General features: G+C 39.2%; 15 protein-coding genes. 7 read left to right on the top strand and 8 right to left on the bottom strand.

Annotated features, from left to right (window positions below; translation table 11 throughout):
• Positions 1–40: 40 nt before the first annotated feature.
• From JN11_RS08395 to JN11_RS08370, 6 genes are all read right to left on the bottom strand, one after another.
• Positions 41–1,033: a YncE family protein gene (locus JN11_RS08395; protein ID WP_144911591.1), complete on the bottom strand. Its 993-nt coding sequence runs from the start codon at positions 1,031–1,033 to the stop codon at positions 41–43.
• A 124-nt stretch (positions 1,034–1,157) separates the two neighbouring features.
• On the bottom strand, positions 1,158–4,262 hold the full coding sequence (locus JN11_RS08390) for an efflux RND transporter permease subunit (protein ID WP_246138966.1): 3,105 nt from the start codon (positions 4,260–4,262) through the stop codon (positions 1,158–1,160).
• The gene (locus tag JN11_RS08385) at positions 4,259–5,215 is read right to left on the bottom strand and encodes an efflux RND transporter periplasmic adaptor subunit (protein WP_144911589.1); all 957 of its coding nucleotides are present in this window, start codon (positions 5,213–5,215) and stop codon (positions 4,259–4,261) included. Before JN11_RS08385 ends, JN11_RS08390 begins: the two co-directional genes overlap by 4 nt.
• Before the next feature lies 1 nt (position 5,216).
• On the bottom strand, positions 5,217–6,452 hold the full coding sequence (locus JN11_RS08380) for a TolC family protein (protein WP_144911587.1): 1,236 nt from the start codon (positions 6,450–6,452) through the stop codon (positions 5,217–5,219).
• Between the two features lie 99 nt (positions 6,453–6,551).
• Complete coding sequence (locus JN11_RS08375) at positions 6,552–7,841, bottom strand: sensor histidine kinase (RefSeq protein ID WP_144911586.1); 1,290 nt, start codon at positions 7,839–7,841, stop codon at positions 6,552–6,554.
• The gene (locus JN11_RS08370; protein WP_144911585.1) at positions 7,841–8,515 is read right to left on the bottom strand and encodes a response regulator transcription factor; all 675 of its coding nucleotides are present in this window, start codon (positions 8,513–8,515) and stop codon (positions 7,841–7,843) included. The genes JN11_RS08375 and JN11_RS08370 overlap by 1 nt, the downstream gene beginning before the upstream one ends.
• A gap of 133 nt (positions 8,516–8,648) precedes the next feature.
• On the opposite strand from JN11_RS08370, the gene JN11_RS08365 reads away from it, so the two are divergent.
• The 3 genes from JN11_RS08365 (at position 8,649) to JN11_RS08355 (ending at position 12,365) form a co-directional block, all read left to right on the top strand.
• Positions 8,649–9,062: an EamA family transporter gene (locus JN11_RS08365; protein WP_144911583.1), complete on the top strand. Its 414-nt coding sequence runs from the start codon at positions 8,649–8,651 to the stop codon at positions 9,060–9,062.
• Between the two features lie 111 nt (positions 9,063–9,173).
• On the top strand, positions 9,174–9,716 hold the full coding sequence (locus tag JN11_RS08360; protein WP_144911581.1) for a C40 family peptidase: 543 nt from the start codon (positions 9,174–9,176) through the stop codon (positions 9,714–9,716).
• Between the two features lie 177 nt (positions 9,717–9,893).
• A complete protein-coding gene (locus tag JN11_RS08355; protein ID WP_144911579.1) occupies positions 9,894–12,365 on the top strand; it encodes an outer membrane beta-barrel family protein in 2,472 nt (823 codons plus the stop codon).
• Between the two features lie 97 nt (positions 12,366–12,462).
• Here JN11_RS08355 and JN11_RS08350 read toward each other — a convergent pair whose 3' ends face one another.
• Both JN11_RS08350 and JN11_RS08345 read right to left on the bottom strand, forming a co-directional pair.
• Positions 12,463–14,898, bottom strand: a complete 2,436-nt coding sequence (locus tag JN11_RS08350; protein WP_144911577.1) for an outer membrane beta-barrel family protein — start codon at positions 14,896–14,898, stop codon at positions 12,463–12,465.
• Between the two features lie 128 nt (positions 14,899–15,026).
• Positions 15,027–15,365 (bottom strand): hypothetical protein, encoded by a 339-nt coding sequence (locus JN11_RS08345; protein ID WP_144911575.1) that lies wholly within the window; start codon positions 15,363–15,365, stop codon positions 15,027–15,029.
• 114 nt (positions 15,366–15,479) lie between these two features.
• On the opposite strand from JN11_RS08345, the gene JN11_RS08340 reads away from it, so the two are divergent.
• From JN11_RS08340 to JN11_RS08325, 4 genes are all read left to right on the top strand, one after another.
• Complete coding sequence (locus JN11_RS08340) at positions 15,480–16,037, top strand: RNA polymerase sigma factor (RefSeq protein ID WP_144911572.1); 558 nt, start codon at positions 15,480–15,482, stop codon at positions 16,035–16,037.
• On the top strand, positions 16,034–16,435 hold the full coding sequence (locus JN11_RS08335) for a hypothetical protein (protein WP_144911570.1): 402 nt from the start codon (positions 16,034–16,036) through the stop codon (positions 16,433–16,435). The genes JN11_RS08340 and JN11_RS08335 overlap by 4 nt, the downstream gene beginning before the upstream one ends.
• Before the next feature lie 59 nt (positions 16,436–16,494).
• Positions 16,495–17,529 carry a YncE family protein gene (locus JN11_RS08330; RefSeq protein WP_144911569.1) on the top strand — a complete coding sequence of 345 codons (1,035 nt, stop codon included), beginning with the start codon at positions 16,495–16,497 and terminating at the stop codon, positions 17,527–17,529.
• Positions 17,530–17,662: 133 nt separating this feature from the next.
• A complete protein-coding gene (locus JN11_RS08325) occupies positions 17,663–18,847 on the top strand; it encodes an MFS transporter (protein ID WP_246138965.1) in 1,185 nt (394 codons plus the stop codon).
• The last annotated feature ends 55 nt before the right edge of the window (positions 18,848–18,902 follow it).

Genomic DNA, 18,902 nt, shown 5'->3' with positions numbered 1-18,902 from the left:
ATAATTTAATTTAATGTCATTATAATACAATTATATTAAATTATTGTTGCCTGAATACTAATACTCTAAATGTACCAGGCACTACTTTCCTCGTTCCTGTTTCATAATCTGCTACACTAAGGTATATTTTATGAGTACGGGTATCTAATGCAAGCGTCTTGGCCCTGGTAGCAGTTTTTAGCGTTTGAACTACACTATACTCATTGGCAGATTGCTGTTTAATAATGGTTGTTGTAGCATCGCCGTTTGAGCAAAATATCAATTTAGTTTCCGGATCATAAGCAACAGCATCAACTCCTGCACCTATTGGCAACGTGGTAATAACTTTTCCAGTTGCAGCATCAACAACACTCATTCCTTTATTTTGGCGACAAACCGTAAATAAACGCTGATTCGCTTCATCCAAAGCTATACCTGTAGGACCACCTGCAGGCGCTATGGAGTAATTTTTTACAACTTTTAAGGCTTTGCTGTCAATTACGTTTACGCTATTTTTATCTTCAAGGTTATTATAAATTTTTCCTTTTCCATCGGCCACGGCAAACTCAGGACCGCCACCTAACGAAACTGTGCCAACCTGTTTTAATGTATTAGGGTCAATTACCGATGAGTTATTACTTTCGCCATTAAAGCTGAATACTCTATCAGTATAAGGATCGTAAATAATGGCATCAGGACCCTTGGCATCAACAGGGATGGTTGCAATAGTTTTTAATGTTTTTAAATCAAAGGCTACTACTGCATCGGCGCGGCCATCACTTATAAACCCACGGTTAGCCTTGTTATCAATAGCTATACCATGTACACCTTTCATATCGGCAATAACACCAATAGGCTGTTCTGTTTCCAGGTCTATTACATTTACCGCAGTACCATGTGAAACGTATAAACGATTATTTACTTTATCTATCGAAAGATAATCATATCCGCCATCGCCGGGTAAAGCAATAGTTTTGTCTGCAACATAGGTTTGCGCATGTAAGGTTAATGCAAGCAGGCTACCACAAAGTGTGGTTAAAAAAAACTTTTTCATGTATATTATAGAGAATTATATGTTATAAATATCAAACCTGATTCTGTAGAAAAATTGTTGTTAAAAATAAATGTGCCTGAACAAAATACTTTGCCAGGCACATTTAACTAATTTCCTAAAACTTTTACTGCTTATTTACGAGTTGTTCTATCTTATCCTGAAATTTTTCATGGCGATAAAAAATGCGAATTAAGCTTGGCAAAACAACCAATAAGAGTGGCAATGCTACTATAAAGCCTCCAATAACAGCAATGGCTAAAGGCTGATGTAATTGGGCACCGGCACCAATACCTAAAGCCAGCGGCATTAAGGCAATTATGGCACCTAAGGCGGTCATCAGTTTGGGACGCAAGCGGGTTGAGATAGAGAAGATAATGGCTTCATCAATACTATTATCAACATTATTGACCAGGTTTTCAATGGCCCTTTGTTTAAATTGCAAAAAAGTAAATATGGCATTTTCGCCAATTATCCCTACAATCATTATAAGGCCGGTATAACTACCTACATTTAAAGGGGTTTTGGTTATAAATAAGGCCAACATACTGCCGGCTATTCCCAAAACGGCTACTATCAATATTAAAAATGCGATCCGGAACTGTTTAAATAAAAACAGGATTACCGCAAACACCAACAAGCTTGATGTAATTAAAATAATGAGCAATTCTTTAAATGATTGCTGTTGCTGGGCATAATCGCCTCCATATTCAATATGGTATCCCTGCGGCAAACTTATTTTTTGAGTGATACTTTTTTGAATGGCTGGAATAACCGATCCCAGGTCCCCGCCCTCTAACCTTGCACTAACAATACCAATTGATTGCAGGTTTTCACGATTAACTTCGGCATCACCAGACCTTAAAACAACCGATGCCAATTCACTGATGGGCACCAGTTTTCCGTTAGGCACAAATACCGTTTGGTTTTTAATTCCTTCTACATTTAAACTACGGTTACCAGGGTATACCATGCGTATAGGCGATAATTGCTCGCGCTCCAGCATATTTCCTATCACATTTCCTTCTAATGAGGTTTGTACCTGGAACTGCAGACTGGCCGGTGTAATATTATACTGGGCAAGCTTACTATAATAAGGATCAATGCTTACCGAAGGCCCTGCAATAACTATTCCGTCAAAAACATCGGCAGTGCCTTTTACTCCGCTAACTACTTCTGCAACCTGCTTTGAAAGGCTATGCAGCTTATCCGGATCATCGCCAAAAATTTTTATTTCAATAGGCTGTACCGAAGTCATCAGGTCGCCAAGCATATCAGAAATTACCTGGCCAAAATCTATCCGTAATGCAGGTTGGTTAGCTGCTATTTTTCCGCGCAGATCGCTTATTACCTCTTCGGTAGTTTTATCACGTTTCTTTTTAAGTTGAATTAAATAATCACCACGATTGGGTTCCGTAATAAAAAAACCCATTTCGGTACCTGTACGCCTTGAATATGCTGCCACCTCTGGTTCATTGGTGATAATCTTCTCAATTTGCCTCAGCATCCGGTCGGTTTCATCCAATGAGGTACCCGGCGGCGAGCTGTAATCCAATACAATGCTGCCTTCGTCCATTTCGGGCAAAAAGCCTGTCTCCAGCAATGGCGGTACAATTATAATGGCAACAATTAATCCCGCTAAAATAATAAGACTCACGTAGGGCCTCAAAATAAACCATTTTACCCAACGTTGCTTTTTAACGTGATGTACTTCTTCCTGCTTTTGTACAGCGGTATTTTGCTTATGCCTGCTTAGTAAAATATAAATAGTTGGTAGGCCAATCCATGTTACAAAAAACGAACAGGTAAGCGTAATAATCATAGTATTGGTAAGCACCGTAAAATAAGCTCCGGCCACTCCAGTCATCAGTAAAAAAGGCACAAAAATCACTATGGTGCTTATTGATGAGCCCAGCATAGCCGGAAACAAATAATCAATTGCTTTTTTAATTAATAAAAGCGGATGCTCGCCCGGATGTTCTTCATGGGTACGGTGTATTTGCTCAACTACCACAATGGCATCATCAATAATTAAACCGAGGGCTGCAGCAATAGCACCCAGGGTCATAATATTGAAGGTATAGCCTATAGTATACAAAACAATTAAACTAAGGCATAAGGTAACCGGTATGGTAATTAAAATAACGGCACTTGCCTTTACCGAGCGAAGAAATATGATAGCCACAACTATGGCTAATAACAACCCTATCCACAAACTATCCTTTACACTTTTAACCGAGTCGTTAACAAAATCGGCCTGCTCATAGTAAGGTTTAATGGTAACATCATGCGGCAATATTTTTTGCAGCTGCCCAATTTTATCATCCATATCTGCAGATAATGATACCAGGTTGGCATTGGGTTGTTTAATAACAGCTATTAAAACACCATCGTGCCCATTGGCATTAATGCGCGTATATTCAATACTTTCCTGTATGGCTATATCTGCAAAATCTCTTAATCTAATCACTCTTTTGCGATTATTACTAACCACCAGGTTCTCCAGCTGATCTTTAGCATTTATGGTTGCGTCAGTAACCGTTAAATACAACATCTTATAATCGCTCAGGTAACCTTCAGACTTTACGAAATTGGTAGTACTTAAAGTGGTGCTGATAATATCAGGCGTTAGGCCCAGTGAGCTCATTTTTTGCTTATTGAGCGTGATCCAGTATTCTTTTGCCTTACCACCTATTACCCTGATTTCTGAAACACCTTCAACCTGCGATAAAAACGGCTTAACCGTATAAGTTGCCAGCTGCCGTAGTTCAATAGGCGAACGGTTGTGACTCTCCAACGTATACCCGCTTACCGGTAAAATAGATGGATTCATCTTCTCTACCGTAATATTTACATCAGCAGGCAAATCATTCTTTATCTGGTCAATACTGGTTTGTATGCGCTGCAAGCTCAGGTCAATGTCGGCATTCCAGTTCATGTACGCAGAAATTTCGCAACTACCACGACTTGTGGTACTCCTAACATTCTGCAAATCAGGTACCTGCTTTATAGCATTCTCTAACGGTTTGGTAACCGTTACCATCATTTTATTTACCGGCTGTAAGCCCTCATCAGCTATAACTTTTATTTTGGGAAAAGTAATTTCAGGGAAAAGCGAAGTCTGCAATTTGGTATACACAAACGCACCTGCCATAATAACAATGGCCAAAACCAAACTGATAGGCTTACGATGGCTTATAAAGGTTTCCTTTATTGGTATTTTAGGGATCATTGCGCAACAATTTTAACTTTGGCAGTATCTGGTAATCCGTAATTACCGCTAACAACTATTTTATCCTGAGCCGAAAATTTGGGTGATAAAACCTCCACACGATCTCCTGTCCGGATGCCTTCTTTAACCGGAACTTTTATGGCCGTTGTTGGATTGATAAGCTTCATTACCCAAAACTCCGTTTGTGTTTCGTTTGAAAGAATTGCCGATTTTGGAAGCGAGGCCGTATTTGTTTTTTGCGATTTGACGATACGGGCTTTGGCAATCAGGTTTTCGGGGATCTGCTGGGCCGAATTTAATTTAAGCACAACGCCCTGTGTTTGTGAAACGGTATCAACAGTTGGCATAAAAGAGCTTGCGAATGATGGAATTTTAGTTCCACCGGGCAATATCAGGTCAATCTGCTGGCCTATTTTTATAAATTGCTTTAGTTCATAAGGCACCTGTAATAAAAACACAAAGCTCGACCGGTCACTTATCACAGCCAATGCCTCACCATCCTGCACATAATCACCCTTCTGATGGCTCATTTGCGAAATATAACCCGGTGCCGATGCCCTTATTTTATTTACGCCAGAAAATTTAAAGGTGGTATCTAAAATATTAATGCTATTACCAATACTTTGGGCTTCTTTTGTTTTTACGGTGAATAAAACATCGCCCTTGTTAACGTTATGCCCAAGCTGTGCATTAACGGTTTCCACATAACCATTGGCGTTTGATTTTACATAATTTTTTTGAAGCGTGGTTGAAGTAGCATTCAGGTCAATATAATCTGTTAATGTGCTATCATCAACCGTAGTTACCGTAACCGGCGTTTGCGAGGTCACTTTGGCATCACTATCATCACCGGCAGCTTTATCATTGCTGTGGCACGAAATGAATAACGATGTAAGGCCAATAATAATACATAATTGGCCGTTGCGTAAATATTTTGAGTTGAAGGTCTTCATATTACCGGTTCCAGTAATTTAACTGATTGATGAGCTGTAATTTATTAATATTAGTAGTAGTGCGCAGATTTTTCACTGTCAGATAGTTATTAACAGCAAGTATCAGATCAGCAATCCGCAGATCGCCGGTTTGTAAAAGCTGGTTATCCACTTTTATCAAACTCTCTGTGTATTTTAACTGCTCATCTATCTGGTTCAGCAAATTCTCGTTCTCACTTATTTGTTGTTTAAGTTGTGCTATTTGTTGACGGTATTGTGTATCAAAAAAAGCCTTATAATTTTCACGTGTCTCTTCGGCCAGTGAAAGCTTTTTATACTGCATTTTACGTTGTCCGCCATCATAAATTGGAACAGTAAAAGTAAACCCGGCGCTTACACCAAAGTTTTTATATGCCTGCCCCATAAAGTCCGAATTATAACCACCGTCGGCCAGTAAATTTGCTTTGGGTTTATAGCTAAAATCAATTAGCTGGCGGCTGTTAATCAGTTTTAAACTATCAATTTTATATTGCCTGAAAAATATACTGCTGTTAACATCGGGCCTTGGTGCTTGTTGTATTACCGGTTCCTGTAATTCAATCATACTGGTATCGGCAATTCCGGCCAGGTAATTTAAAGTAGTATAATCGTTTTTATATTGCAGGCGCGATTGTAAAAGCTGCAACTGTTGTTGTTTTAACGTTACCAAGAAAGTAAGGTAATCACTTTGGTGATAAACGTTTGAGCGGGTAAGCTGTTTAAGCAATTCCTCTTCCTTGCTCAATAAATCAACCACCTCATGGTTAAACTTAAATTGTTGCAAGCTTCCATATGCTGTTATGTATTGAGTAGTGATAGCCTTTTTTAAATCCTGCTCAGATATTTTTGAAGCATTGGTAATTGACTGACTTTGGAGTGTGATGGCCTGCAACTGCGCATCCAGATTTTTTTTACTGACGATAGACTGGTTTATACCAACTAAGCCGTTTAAAGTATGCTCATTGGTGATTGCGCCGGCATAACCATAACCATCAATAGTTGGCGCATATAAACCAGCGCTATTAAGGTTTACCTGGGGTTTATAACCTGCCCGTAAACGTAAACTATCCTGCTGGTTGGAAGCCACCTGATTGTGCAGATCCTTTAATAATGGACTGTTGCTTTTTGCTACATCAAGGTAATGATCAAGGGTTAACGTTTGCGCCAGTGATACAGAACATACAAGTGTGCACAGGAACAGGCTGAAAAATAATTTCATTAAATAATGCCGTTTTTGATGCTAAACTATAATATAATTTTGGATTATTTTGGGATGCCTCAATATTGGCAATTATAAATTAGTATATAATTACAAGAGTTAGAAAGTTATTGTAAAGGTGTGATAGCTATTCTGATACGAATAATTGAGCGTATAATTAAAGTTTTCACAAATCTGCCGACAAATAGTAAGCCCCAGGCCGCTGCCTTCAGATTTTGACGATTTATGGAAACGTGTAAATATCTTCTCTTCTGCCAAAGGGACACTTTCACCCGTATTTTGAATTATAAGGCTTTGGACAGTTAAGGTTATATTAATGCTGCCTGCACGATAATTATGTCTTATTGCGTTATTGATAAGGTTACTCAATAATATTTCCAGCAGATAATGACTCGCATAAATTTCTTTATCATCTAAATTATAATTGAGCTGGATATCTTTATCCTGAAAAATCTCTTCAAACTGACCTATCATTTCTTCTGTCAGTTCTTTCAGGTTAATTTGCTGCTGCTCGTGCAAAAGCCGGTTCTCAATTTTAACCAGCAATAAAAGCGATTGATTTAAACGATTTAAACGTGATACTGCACCATATAAGTCGTTCAATAGTTTACTCTGCTGCGGGCTAAAGTTCTCCGTTTGGATAAGGGTATCTAACTTTGAATTAATTACCGCTATTGGAGTAAGTAATTCGTGCGAAGCATTTTCAGTAAATATTTTCAGGTCTTTATAATCAAGTTTGGCCCTTGCAGCCATATCTACCACTGTTTTGTTTAGTTCCTTAAACTCATCGGTGGTGGTTTCTACCTGTGGTATTTCCTTGGTATCTGCAATGTTAAAGCCCCTTAGCTCTTTCATTATGCTGTAAAAAGGTTGCCAAATTCTGTTTAAAATTAAACGATTGGTAACCACCAATGTAACCAGCAGTAATAAAATAACACAAATGGTAATGGTGAATATTAATTGAATAAGATCTTCCGTTTCAACTTTCGATTCAACTATCAGTATTTTATAATATTGATTGCCAACGGTAACAGAACTTACTAAACCACGGCCCGCTTCATATTCATGATGATGATGGTGCCTGTGTTTTTCGGGCTTATCATCCTCCTCTACCTTTTTAAAGTATATGGTATTGATAAACTCCCGTTTTACTGAGCCCGGCGGGGCTTCGGTAAAAGTAATTTGCTGATCATCTGACTGGAAGGTTTGAGGTAATTGATGATTAAGTTTTACATAGTCAAAGACCTCCTGCTCTTCAACCACAAGGTCTTTATCATTCTGGTTGGTTAATATCCAGCTAATGGCCTGGTAGTAAATAATGCCGGTTATCAGCATTACTACAATGGTGGTAATTAGGTTTACCCTATTATATTTAGCTAAAAGTTTCATTAATCAATAAACTTATAGCCCATACCGTAAGCAGCCTGAATATAATCCTTGCAACCTGCCTCCATTAATTTTTTGCGGATATTTTTGATGTGCGAATATATGAAATCAAAGTTATTAGCCATATCAATACCATCGCCCCAAAGGTGCTCGGCGATAGCATTTTTTGAAACCACCTTTCCTTTATTGGCTAAAAAATAAAGTAATAAAGCATATTCTTTACGGGTAAATTTTATGGGCTGCTTGCCAACTTTTACCTCTTTTGATAACAGATCAATAGTAATTTCATTAAATACAAGCTGATTGCTGCCGCCAAAAGTTTTGCGCCTGATGATGGCAGTTACTCTTGCTTTTAATTCGGATAAATGGAATGGCTTTACCAGGTAATCATCGGCACCGAGGTTAAGGCCATCGAGTCGGTCATCCAATGAGTTTTTTGCAGAGATAATCAATACCCCGTCGGGATAATTGTTTTCTTTTATAATTTTCAAAACATCCATACCGCTGCCATCGGGCAGGGTAATATCCAGTAAAATACAATCATAACGGTAAAGATTCACCTTGGATAGGGCAACCTGGTAATTGTGGGCTGTTTCACAAATATTACCGTCTTCAGTAAAGTATTCTTCAATACTTTCACGCAGCCCCTCTTCATCTTCGATGATCAGTATTTTCAAAACTTTTTTTATCAAATGTACTAACTCAAATTTGTAAAGATTTTGGATTATAATCAACCTTCCTTGTAAAACAATAGATTTTATACAAATTCAACATCTATATTAGCTTTTTTTATTCAAAATCAGGTTTACTATGTGGTGGATATTTGCTTTACTCTCAGCCTTTTTTGCGGCATTGACTGCCATTTTTGCAAAAATAGGCATTAAAGGTGTTGATACGGACCTGGCAACAGCTATCCGTACTGCCGTGATATTGATTATTGCCTGGGGCATTGCTTTTGCCCGCGGTGCAACCACCGGCATTGGTGGGCTAACCAAAATAAACTGGACCTTTCTGGTTCTTTCAGGATGCGCTACCGGCTTATCATGGATCTGTTATTTTAAAGCTTTGCAATTGGGCGAAGTATCGCAGGTGGCTCCTGTTGATAAACTAAGTGTTGCTATTGCCATTGTTTTGGCAGTAGTATTTTTAGGTGAGCCTTTAACCTGGAAAATGGCTGTTGGTGCCTCCCTGATTATTTGCGGCAGTTTAGTGCTTATATTTTAAGGCTGAAGTAAAAAACAATTGCCATTGACTAACAGATGTTTAAAAAATAATTTTACATTTTTAATAAAAAATTAGGGCACAGTAAATAAATCTGATAAATTGCCCTCGCAAATGAGGAGAATTTTATTAACTTTTATCACAGTTGTATGCCTGGTAGTTGTATTGACAAATACTGCCAATGCACTAAAAACTAACAGGCATCACCATAAAGTTAACCTCTCCAAAACCACATTCAATACCGACAGTGTATCAGCCGATAGTATTATCCATTTTGCTCAAAGTTTAATTGGTGTACGTTATCGCTCGGCAATGTCCGATCCTTTGCGTGGCTTTGATTGCTCAGGCTTTGTAAGCTATGTTTTTAAAAGCTTCAATTTTAATGTACCCCGCTCTTCCTGCGAGTTTATCAGCGTTGGCGAAAAGATAAGATTAGAAGATGCAAAACCCGGCGATATTATATTATTTACCGGCACAAAAAAACATACCCGCAAAATTGGGCACATAGGTATAGTTTTATGCAATAGCTGCGATGAATTTAAATTTATCCATTCAACATCAGGAAAAGAACATGGCGTTACCATAACCGCCATGGATAAAAATTACAAACGCCGTTTTGTACAGATTATCCGTATACTAAAGCAGAATGATGTTTAGTCTTAAAGACGATTAATAAATCCCCCGACACCCCAAGCCCATCACCCACAAATAATTGTTATTTAAATATGTAACAATTACACTTACAAGGTAACAATTACATTGCTATAGCTATATTATTCAGTTTTAATCCAAAATTCTGCTGCATTTTTGTCGATTAATGTCTTGACTCAAGCGATGAAAAATATCTGTTTTATATTATTTTTAACAATTTTAGGTTTTGCGGCGCAGGCTCAAAACAATGCAACCGGTAATAATGGCAAAATTAGCGGCAAGGTAAACGATGCCTCCAACAATACCCCGGTTGACTACGCTACCATCAGCGTTTTTAAAACCGGCAGCACTTCGCCCTTTAACGGCGGCGTTACAGATCCAAAAGGAAATTTCAAAATTGATAATATACCTACCGGAACTTATACCATAACCATTGAGTTTTTGGGCTATAAAAAGCTAACCATTAACAATGTTACGGTTAGCGATGCCAACAAAAACGTATCGCTCGGTATTGTTTTACTTGCCCCAGTTCAAAACATGCTAAAGGATGTTGTTATTACAGCTAAAGTTCCGGCGGTTGAAAACAAGATTGACAAACTGGTTTATAACCCTGCAAATGATCTTACCTCACAAGGTGGTGTTGCGCTTGATGTATTGCAAAAAGTCCCTATGGTATCGGTTGATATTAACGGCAACGTAGAGTTGATGGGTAATACCAATATTCAGTTTTTAATTAATGGAAAGCCATCAACGGTATTCGGATCAAGCATTACAGATGCCTTACAAGCTATTCCGGCCAGCCAGATCAAAAATATTGAAGTAATTACCAATCCGGGAGCCAAATATGATGCAAGCGGCACAGGCGGTATTATCAATATTATTTTAAAAGATAATAATGTACAAGGGGTTAACGGCAGCGTAAACTTATCAGCAGGCACTCGTTTAGAAAACGGATCGTTCAACTTAAATGCCAAAAAAGGCAAAATTGGTGTCGGCGTATTTTTTAGCGGCAATGGCCAGCTTACCAGTACAACACCTAGCAGCAGCAACCGTACTTCCTACAGCAATACCAGAGATACCATAACTAATTTAGCTCAGAAAGGCAGCAGTGCATCCAAAAGAAGTGGCTACCGCTCGGGGTTTAGCTTAAATTGGGATATCACACCAAAAGACCAATTAACTGCCGCTGTTAATTACAATCATTTTGGCAACCAAAGCAGCGGTGCAATCAATCAAAACCAAACTACAACTTTCGCGGGTGGCTCGCTTGATACCATGAGTGTTAACAACTCATTCAGTAAGTTTAGCACCAATGCTACCGACTTTAGTTTAGCCTATAAAAAAACTTTCAATAAGGAAAACCAGGAGCTTGATTTCTTATACAACTATAGCTACAGTAATACTACTAATGATTACTCACAGCTGCAAAGTTATACTGGTGTTAATACACCATCTATCGGATCAATAGGCACCAATCCTGGAACGGATAAAGAAACAGACATTTCCGTTGACTATACTCAGCCCGTTACCAAAGATGTCACTATTGAAACCGGTGCCAAGGCAACTATTGAAGATATTAACAACAGCGTAGTTACCCAAACTTTAACAGATGGCGATTACGTTTATAATCCACTTCAATCGTACTCCTTTGAGTATAACCGTAAAATTTTTGCTTACTACCTGTCAACCACTTTTTCATTATTTAACAACTTTATTGATGGTAAAGCAGGTGTAAGGTATGAATATACTACAGCGACTTCTGATTTTCCGAATACCACCCTACCATCATATGGTATCCTTTCGCCTTCATTTGTGTTATCTCACAAATTGGATAAAACAGAGAGCATTAAATTCAGCTATTCATACAGATTACAGCGCCCGGGTTACAACCAGCTTAACCCGTTTGATAATATTAGCGATCCGCACAATATCAGTACCGGTAATCCGGATTTAAAACCAGAGTTGGGGCATAACTTTGAGCTGGGATACAATAAATCGTTTGATAAAGGGCCCAGTATTTATGTAGCAGCGTTTTATCGTTATAACACTAACGATCTGCAATCATTTACTACATTTTTACCATCCTATACCGTCGGCGGTGTAGATTATACAAATGTTTCGCTTACCCAAAACTATAACATCGGTAGGGAAGTTAACGAGGGTGTAAACTTATATGCTTCACTCCCGGTAGGTAAATTAACTTTCCGTTCAAACATGTTTTTTGCCAACAGGATTACCACCAATCCCGGTGATCCGCAGGTAAGTGGTTTTGCCTACCGTATTAACTTGAATGCAAGCTACGACTTTGGTCATGATCTGGCCGGTGAGTTTTTCATCAATGACCGCTCATCGCAAAAAGGCATACAGGGAACCAACCCGGGCTTTATATTTTACAACTTTGCGGTGCGCAAACAAATCATGAAGAAAAAAGCCAGCATTGGCTTAACAGCGGCCAATCCGTTTAACCAGTATGTTAATGTTAACACAACAACTTATGGCTCTAACTTTAACCAGAGCAGCCTGCGCCAAATTCCATTACGTTCGTTTGGTATTAGCTTAATGTACAAATTTGGCAAGATGGAGTTCAAAAAGGACAAGCCTAAGGATGACAATGGCCAGCAACAAGATGACAATAGCGGCAACGCGGGAAAATAAACTTTCCCTGGTTATATAAAACACAACATCCTCTTTGCTTTTCGTAAAGAGGATGTTGTGTTTTATGACGTATGCACTAACTGTTTTACTAACTATTTTACATCCCCCCTTTTCTATCATTCACATCGTTATTATCAATTCCTTTTTTGTTTTTCTTTACTTCGCTCTGCAGCCTGCCAAAATTGTAAGTAAGGCTTAATGATGCCGAACGGAAGTATGTTTGATTAATATTGGTTTCGGTAAAATTAGGGCCTAATGTGGTGGTAATATTATTACGGAACCGGGTAAACGGATTGTTTACTGATGCAGCTATGTACAATTTATTTTTAACCAGTTCTTTATTTACCCCGAATGATGTACCCAAATAAGCATTTGTAACGGCCTGCAATGAAGCCGGAGAAACTGTTGCATAATTCAGGTTAGCGCTCAGATTCCATCCTTTATCGAGCCTGAAATTATTTGAAATCGATAAATTATCCATCCATCGGTATAAACTAATAAGCGACGTACCGCTATAGCCATTCAACATAAAATAAGTAGCATTATTGTTAATACTTAAGCCATAAACATGATTGGGATTATAGTTGGCGTTAAAGATAAAGGTATAGGCGCCTCCTTTACCCGTATTTTGATAGATTGCACTGGTAACTTGTGTTGCCGGATCAAAACTGGAGACTTGTAAATCCAGATCGCTCACAAAAATCCGGTCTACAGCTACAAAAATCGAGAGCTTTTTGCCATTGCCGGTGCTATAGTTAACCTCCAAATTATCAAACGCCGACGCTTTGAGATCAGGATTTCCAGTGGTGATAAAATTAGGATTTGAACGATCCACAAACGGATTAAGTCTGTTAATGCCAGGCCTGCGCAGCCGCTGATCGAAAGAAAAACCCAGATTACCATCGCCCAATGGCCTGCTAATATTGATGGTAGGCACTACGTTAAAATAATTTTGTTTAGCAACCGTGCTGGTTGAAAGAAAGCTGGCATCTACCACTGTTTCTTCGGCACGGGCACCTGCGCTTACATTCCATTTGTATAGGGTAAACTGGTATGAGTTATAAATACCATACACATTCTGGGTATAATGAAACTGGTTTTGGAGCGCCTGGTTGGGCTGATACTGATGTGAGACGGAATCAAGCGCCAGGTATTGAGAATTGCTTTCATCAGCACGGAATATAGCCTTTACACCCAACTCAATATTCACTTTCTTTACCGGTAATACCAGATCGGCCTGCACGGTATGCTCATGTGTGTGTTCATTATCGGGTTGCTGATAATTGGGCGTTGGGTAGTTAACCAATTGCGATAGATCTACATTATTGGTTGAAAAACTGCTGTAACCCGCATATCGGTACGAAAAAGTAAGCAACCTGTTTTTGTCGGCCTTAAAACCAAGCTGATAATTTAAAGAAGCATCGCCACCGCCACCGTTTCCCCTGTTTTGATTATCCAGCGTATAGCCCTGCAAAACTCCGGCCGCATTGGCCAGTAATGATGTTTGATGCGTTGCACCATTGTAATTATTGCCATAAAGATTAAACTCGCCCGATAACAGGTTAAGAGAATCAAGTTCATAACTTACAGTGGTGCCGAAATAGCCATTTTTGCTATTATTATGCTTAAACCCTTCCTGCGTAAGCGAGGATGCACTGGTACCATAACTTTGTTGTGTAGTTGAAAAATTAGTTTGCGGGCTATTGTAAATGCTTCCTCCGTCATAACCACTTATACCAAATTTACCATCTTTTATGGAAAAGGAATTACCCAGATCTGGCCCGCCCTGCGGGCCTTTTTCACTTACACTTAAAGTTCCCCGGTAACCATCAACGGTACTTTTAATAGTAACAATATTAATAATACCACCTAAACCTTCGGCATCATATTTTGCAGGCGGCACAGTAATTACTTCAATACGTAAAATGGTGGAGGCTGGCATAGTACGCAATACATTGGTTAGGTTGTTATCCATCATTCCCGATGGTTTTCCGTTTACAAAAACCTTGAAGCTGGCGCTGCCTTTTAGCTGTATATTGCCACTGGCATCAACAGTAATAAAAGGGATTTTAGGCAGTATATCCAACACGCTTTTGGCTTTGCTTTCCGGGTCGGCCTGCATGTCGTAAATCACTTTGCCGTCCTTTTGCTGAATCAATGGCTTTGATGAACGCACCTGTACTTCCTTTAATGTTTTAACATCGGCCCTTAATAAAAATACACCTGCATTGGTATCTGTTTGTAAGTTGATTGTTGTTTTAATTTCAAGGTAGCCTACCGCGCGGATGCTTAAACTATAAATCTTCTTTTTTAAACCGGTAAATTCAAAGCCACCGTTGTTTTTTGTTTGGGTTGATGCAACATGTGAATCGGCATCAGTTAAGGTAACGGTAATTAAATCCAAAGGCTTTTGAGATGCTGAATCGGCTACTGTGCCATGAATTTTATATCCTGATTTACTTTGTGCGGCAACATCCCTGCAAAGAAAAAGCAGTAGCGTGCAGACGATGAGATTTATAAAAATATTTTTCATTGTGTAATTGTTTTATGGTGATTTTTTGAGCAAAGCAGTAGCTATAGGCTTGTTAAGCTCTTCAATTTTATTTAGGAAAATTTGGATTAAACTACCCGGCGGATCCAACCGGGCAGTATGAAGGGTATCTATTTATTCTCTGCCTTGCGGACGATGAAGTAATAGGCCAGGAAGCCTGCGGCAATAAACATAATTTCGAGGCCGTATGGCAATGGAGAATCAGAATCATAGGGTAAATAATTCAATATTACCAGCCCTAACCCGCCTGAAAATAATACAGCGCCCCATTTTAACTGCTCAAGGCCCATGTCTGACAATCTTTTCAGAAAACTAATAGCGTCAGCATCAATAGGACCTGAGTCGATGATGCGTTTCTTTAAACGGTAATTAAACCAATTAATAATAACTACAGCAATGACGATAAATAATATGATAATTGCTATGAAGGGTGCGATGTTCTTATTCATGTTTTTTAAATTTAGTGAATTTATAACAGTAGTCAGCACACCCGCATTGAGGGTTGCATTTTTTTTTAATTTATTTTTTGCAACCTTTAAAGCATAAGGATTGACTAATAGCATATGTTTAATGAAAAGGAGGTTATTACCAAAGTACTCAATGGCGATGTTCGCGCTTTTGAGGCCTTGGTAAAACAATATGAACGCCTGGTATTTTATGTAGTGCACCGCCTGGTTAAAGATGAAGGCGCCGTGGAAGACATATGCCAGGAGGTTTTTATTAAGGTACATAAAAGCCTTGCCCGTTTCAATCATCAATCCAAACTATCAACCTGGATAGCCCGGATAGCTTATTTAACTGCTATTAACTATTTAAGGAAATATAACCGCGCCCAACTAAGCGATTATCCGGAAGATATTGAAAACTATCATTTTACAACCGAAACGCCAGAACATTTGTTAAACAAAAAAGAAACAGCCAATTATGTGGAACAATTAATACTGCAATTACCGGAAAAGTACCGTACAGTATTAACTTTATACCACCTTAATGAGTTTAGTTGCTTAGAGATTGAAGATATTACGGGCATGCCCGAAGGAACGATAAAGAATTACCTTTTCAGGGCGCGCAAGCTGCTAAAGGAAAAAATACAGGTTTATTTAAAAAATGAATTACCATGAAGGAAATGAGTGATGATGAGCTACAACAATGGCTGGATGGTAAACCATCCCTAAACGGAAATATACCCCTGAATGATGATGCAGAAGCATACCGTAACCTGTTTGAAGCGCTGGGTAAGGAACCCGAAACGGGGCTATCCTACAATTTTGCGGCAAAAGTTACCCGCAAAATAGCTACAGAACAAAAAAGGAATAACGAGCTAAGGCTAAATATAATAGTAGCAGTAATATTTATCACTGTAATTTCAGCGGTCTTTGGCTTATTTACTGTATTTGCAAAAGTTAACATTACAAGCGTACCTTATAAATGGCTTCTTATACTTATTCCGGTGATATTTATTGCTATCCAATACTTTGATCAACAACTGGTAAAACCAAATATTTTTAAGCGACGTTAGTCCAAGTTCATACAGGATTTATACAGAATCATTTGCTAACTATATCAAAAATTAGCCAAATGAAATCTATTCTTAAACCACTTTGTCTGCTGCTTTTCAGCCTGCCGCTCAATACACCATTGCATCTTTTTGCACAAGAGAAAACAGGGTTCCACGTATTAACAGATTACCCTATAAAAAGCACCGGAGGATGGGATTATATCACAGCCGATGGAGCTAACAGCCGGATCTATACTTCGCACGGCAACCAGGTAAATATTCTGAACGCAGCAACCGGCGATTCTGTAAGTTACATTCCTGATACCAAAGGTGTACATGGCATTGCCATAGCTTCTGATTTTAACAAAGGCTACACCAGTAATGGCCGTGCAAACAACATCACCATTTTTGATTTGAAAACCAACCAGGTTTTAAAAACGGTAGATGCAGGTACCAATCCCGATGCTATTTTTTATGATGATTTCTCCAAAAAAGTATATGCCTTTAACGGCCGCAGTAAAGATGCTACGGTGATTGATGTAGCTACCGACGCAGTTGTGGCAACTATACCTTTGGGTGGCAAGCCTGAAACCGGTGTATCTGACGGTAAAGGCAAAATATTTGTAAACATTGAAGACACCAACGAAGAGCTGGAAATTGATGCATCAACCTATAAAATAATTAACCGCTGGAAACTTGACGGTGGTGAAGAACCATCAGGCCTGGCAATGGATCGCGCAACCAACCGCCTGTTTATTGGCTGCGGTGGTAACCAAACCATGATTGTACTTGACGCCACTACCGGCACACAGGTAGCAAAATTCCCTATTGGTCGTTGCGATGGTGTTGGTTTTGATCCGGGGCTTAAACTGGCCTACAGTTCAAATGGTGAAGGTACCATAACGGTAATCCGCGAACTAAGTGCCAGTAAATTTGAATTTGTTGAAAATATACCCACTGAACCCGGCGCACGAACCATTGCCGTGGATACCTACACTCATAAATTGTACTTACCTACAGCCCAGCTAAAACCGGTTGCCCCAACTGCAGATAATGCACACCCAAGGCCACAACAAGTACCCGGAACTTTTCATATTGTAGTGGTGGGTAAATAAGCTTTAAAAACATTAATGGCTCTATAATGAAAATGCCTGGATTTTGATCCGGGTATTTTTATTTATAGGCATTTGTGGCACTTTTTCACTTTCATAAAGCCAAACTTGTATTTTAGTCCAGTTAATTACTTCAGTGAGCGAACAGGAAATTCATACCAGAACCCCCCGGCAACTAAGAATAGGCGCTGCAATTTTCTTTTTCATTTCAGGATTTGGATATTCTACCTGGGCATCGCGCATCCCAACCATTAAACAGGAGCTTCATTTAAATGATGCACAACTGGGTACGGTATTATTTGCCTTGCCCATTGGACTAATGCTTACCATGCCTTTAACCGGCAGATTGCTTAGCACCTACAGCAGCCGCGTTATTATGCTGATTGGTTCACTTTTTTTAAGCTTAGTGCTCCTGCTCATTGGCTTTTCAAACAGCATGCTACAGCTTATTATTATGCTTTTTTGCTTTGGCTCGGCACGCAACCTCCTTACGCTTTCAATAAACACACAAGGGGTTGCCGTACAGGCCTTATACCATAAATCAATTATGGCCAGTTTTCATGGCATATGGAGCCTGGCCGGATTCACAGGGGCCGCTGTTGGCTTGCTGATGGTATATTTAAACATTACTCCGGCTTATCATTTTGCCTTTGTGAGCATAGCGCTTACAGTGTTTACCTTATATTTTATTAAGGATACCGTTTACCAGGTACCCATTAAGCAGGAACGCAAACCTGTATTTTCATTGCCTGATAAATACCTCATCAAATTTTCATTTATCTGTTTTGCCAGTATGGCCTGCGAAAATACCATGTATGATTGGAGCGCACTCTATTTTCAAAAAGAAGTAAATCCCGATAAAACAATAGCCACCGCAGCCTTTGTAATTTATTTAGTAGCTATGACTACCGGCCGCTTTGCAGGCGACAAACTGGTAACCCGTGTCGGCATAAAAACGGTGCTAAAATTTAGCGGCATATTTATTTTTTGCGGTTTAATGACAGCTGTTTTTCTTCCCTATACCGTTATAGCTGCGCTAGGCTTCATACTGGTGGGCTTCGGTGTATCGTGCATAGTACCTATGATATTTAGCTTGGCGGGTAAATCAAAAAACATGAGCAGTTCATCGGCACTGGCATCTATATCTACGGTGGGCTACCTGGGTTTTGTGCTGGTACCTCCGTTTGTTGGCTATATTGCTCAAAATGCCAATCTGCGCTGGTCCTTCGGTATCATTGCGCTATTGGGTGGCCTTATTGTTTTCCTGGTATCTAAACTCAAAACCGATCAGGAACAAAGCCCCTCACCGGTTAATAACTGATTTACAGCATCTTTTTTTCAAACTAAAAAATACGTTATATTGTTTTCCTGCGTTA

Origin of the sequence: Mucilaginibacter frigoritolerans, assembly GCF_007830615.1 — a bacterium.
GTDB lineage: Bacteria > Bacteroidota > Bacteroidia > Sphingobacteriales > Sphingobacteriaceae > Mucilaginibacter > Mucilaginibacter frigoritolerans.
This window is presented reverse-complemented; position numbering and strand designations above follow the sequence as displayed.

What these genes read in the sequence shown, in the direction of transcription:
- JN11_RS08355 (WP_144911579.1), top strand. Translation starts at nt 9,894, where the DNA reads ATGAAAAATATCTGTTTTATATTATTTTTAACAATTTTAGGTTTTGCG.
- JN11_RS08350 (WP_144911577.1), bottom strand. Translation starts at nt 14,898, where the DNA reads ATGAAAAATATTTTTATAAATCTCATCGTCTGCACGCTACTGCTTTTT.
- JN11_RS08375 (WP_144911586.1), bottom strand. Translation starts at nt 7,841, where the DNA reads ATGAAACTTTTAGCTAAATATAATAGGGTAAACCTAATTACCACCATT.
- JN11_RS08330 (WP_144911569.1), top strand. Translation starts at nt 16,495, where the DNA reads ATGAAATCTATTCTTAAACCACTTTGTCTGCTGCTTTTCAGCCTGCCG.
- JN11_RS08345 (WP_144911575.1), bottom strand. Translation starts at nt 15,365, where the DNA reads ATGAATAAGAACATCGCACCCTTCATAGCAATTATCATATTATTTATC.
- JN11_RS08380 (WP_144911587.1), bottom strand. Translation starts at nt 6,452, where the DNA reads ATGAAATTATTTTTCAGCCTGTTCCTGTGCACACTTGTATGTTCTGTA.
- JN11_RS08390 (WP_246138966.1), bottom strand. Translation starts at nt 4,262, where the DNA reads ATGATCCCTAAAATACCAATAAAGGAAACCTTTATAAGCCATCGTAAG.
- JN11_RS08385 (WP_144911589.1), bottom strand. Translation starts at nt 5,215, where the DNA reads ATGAAGACCTTCAACTCAAAATATTTACGCAACGGCCAATTATGTATT.
- JN11_RS08365 (WP_144911583.1), top strand. Translation starts at nt 8,649, where the DNA reads ATGTGGTGGATATTTGCTTTACTCTCAGCCTTTTTTGCGGCATTGACT.
- JN11_RS08340 (WP_144911572.1), top strand. Translation starts at nt 15,480, where the DNA reads ATGTTTAATGAAAAGGAGGTTATTACCAAAGTACTCAATGGCGATGTT.
- JN11_RS08395 (WP_144911591.1), bottom strand. Translation starts at nt 1,033, where the DNA reads ATGAAAAAGTTTTTTTTAACCACACTTTGTGGTAGCCTGCTTGCATTA.
- JN11_RS08360 (WP_144911581.1), top strand. Translation starts at nt 9,174, where the DNA reads ATGAGGAGAATTTTATTAACTTTTATCACAGTTGTATGCCTGGTAGTT.
- JN11_RS08335 (WP_144911570.1), top strand. Translation starts at nt 16,034, where the DNA reads ATGAAGGAAATGAGTGATGATGAGCTACAACAATGGCTGGATGGTAAA.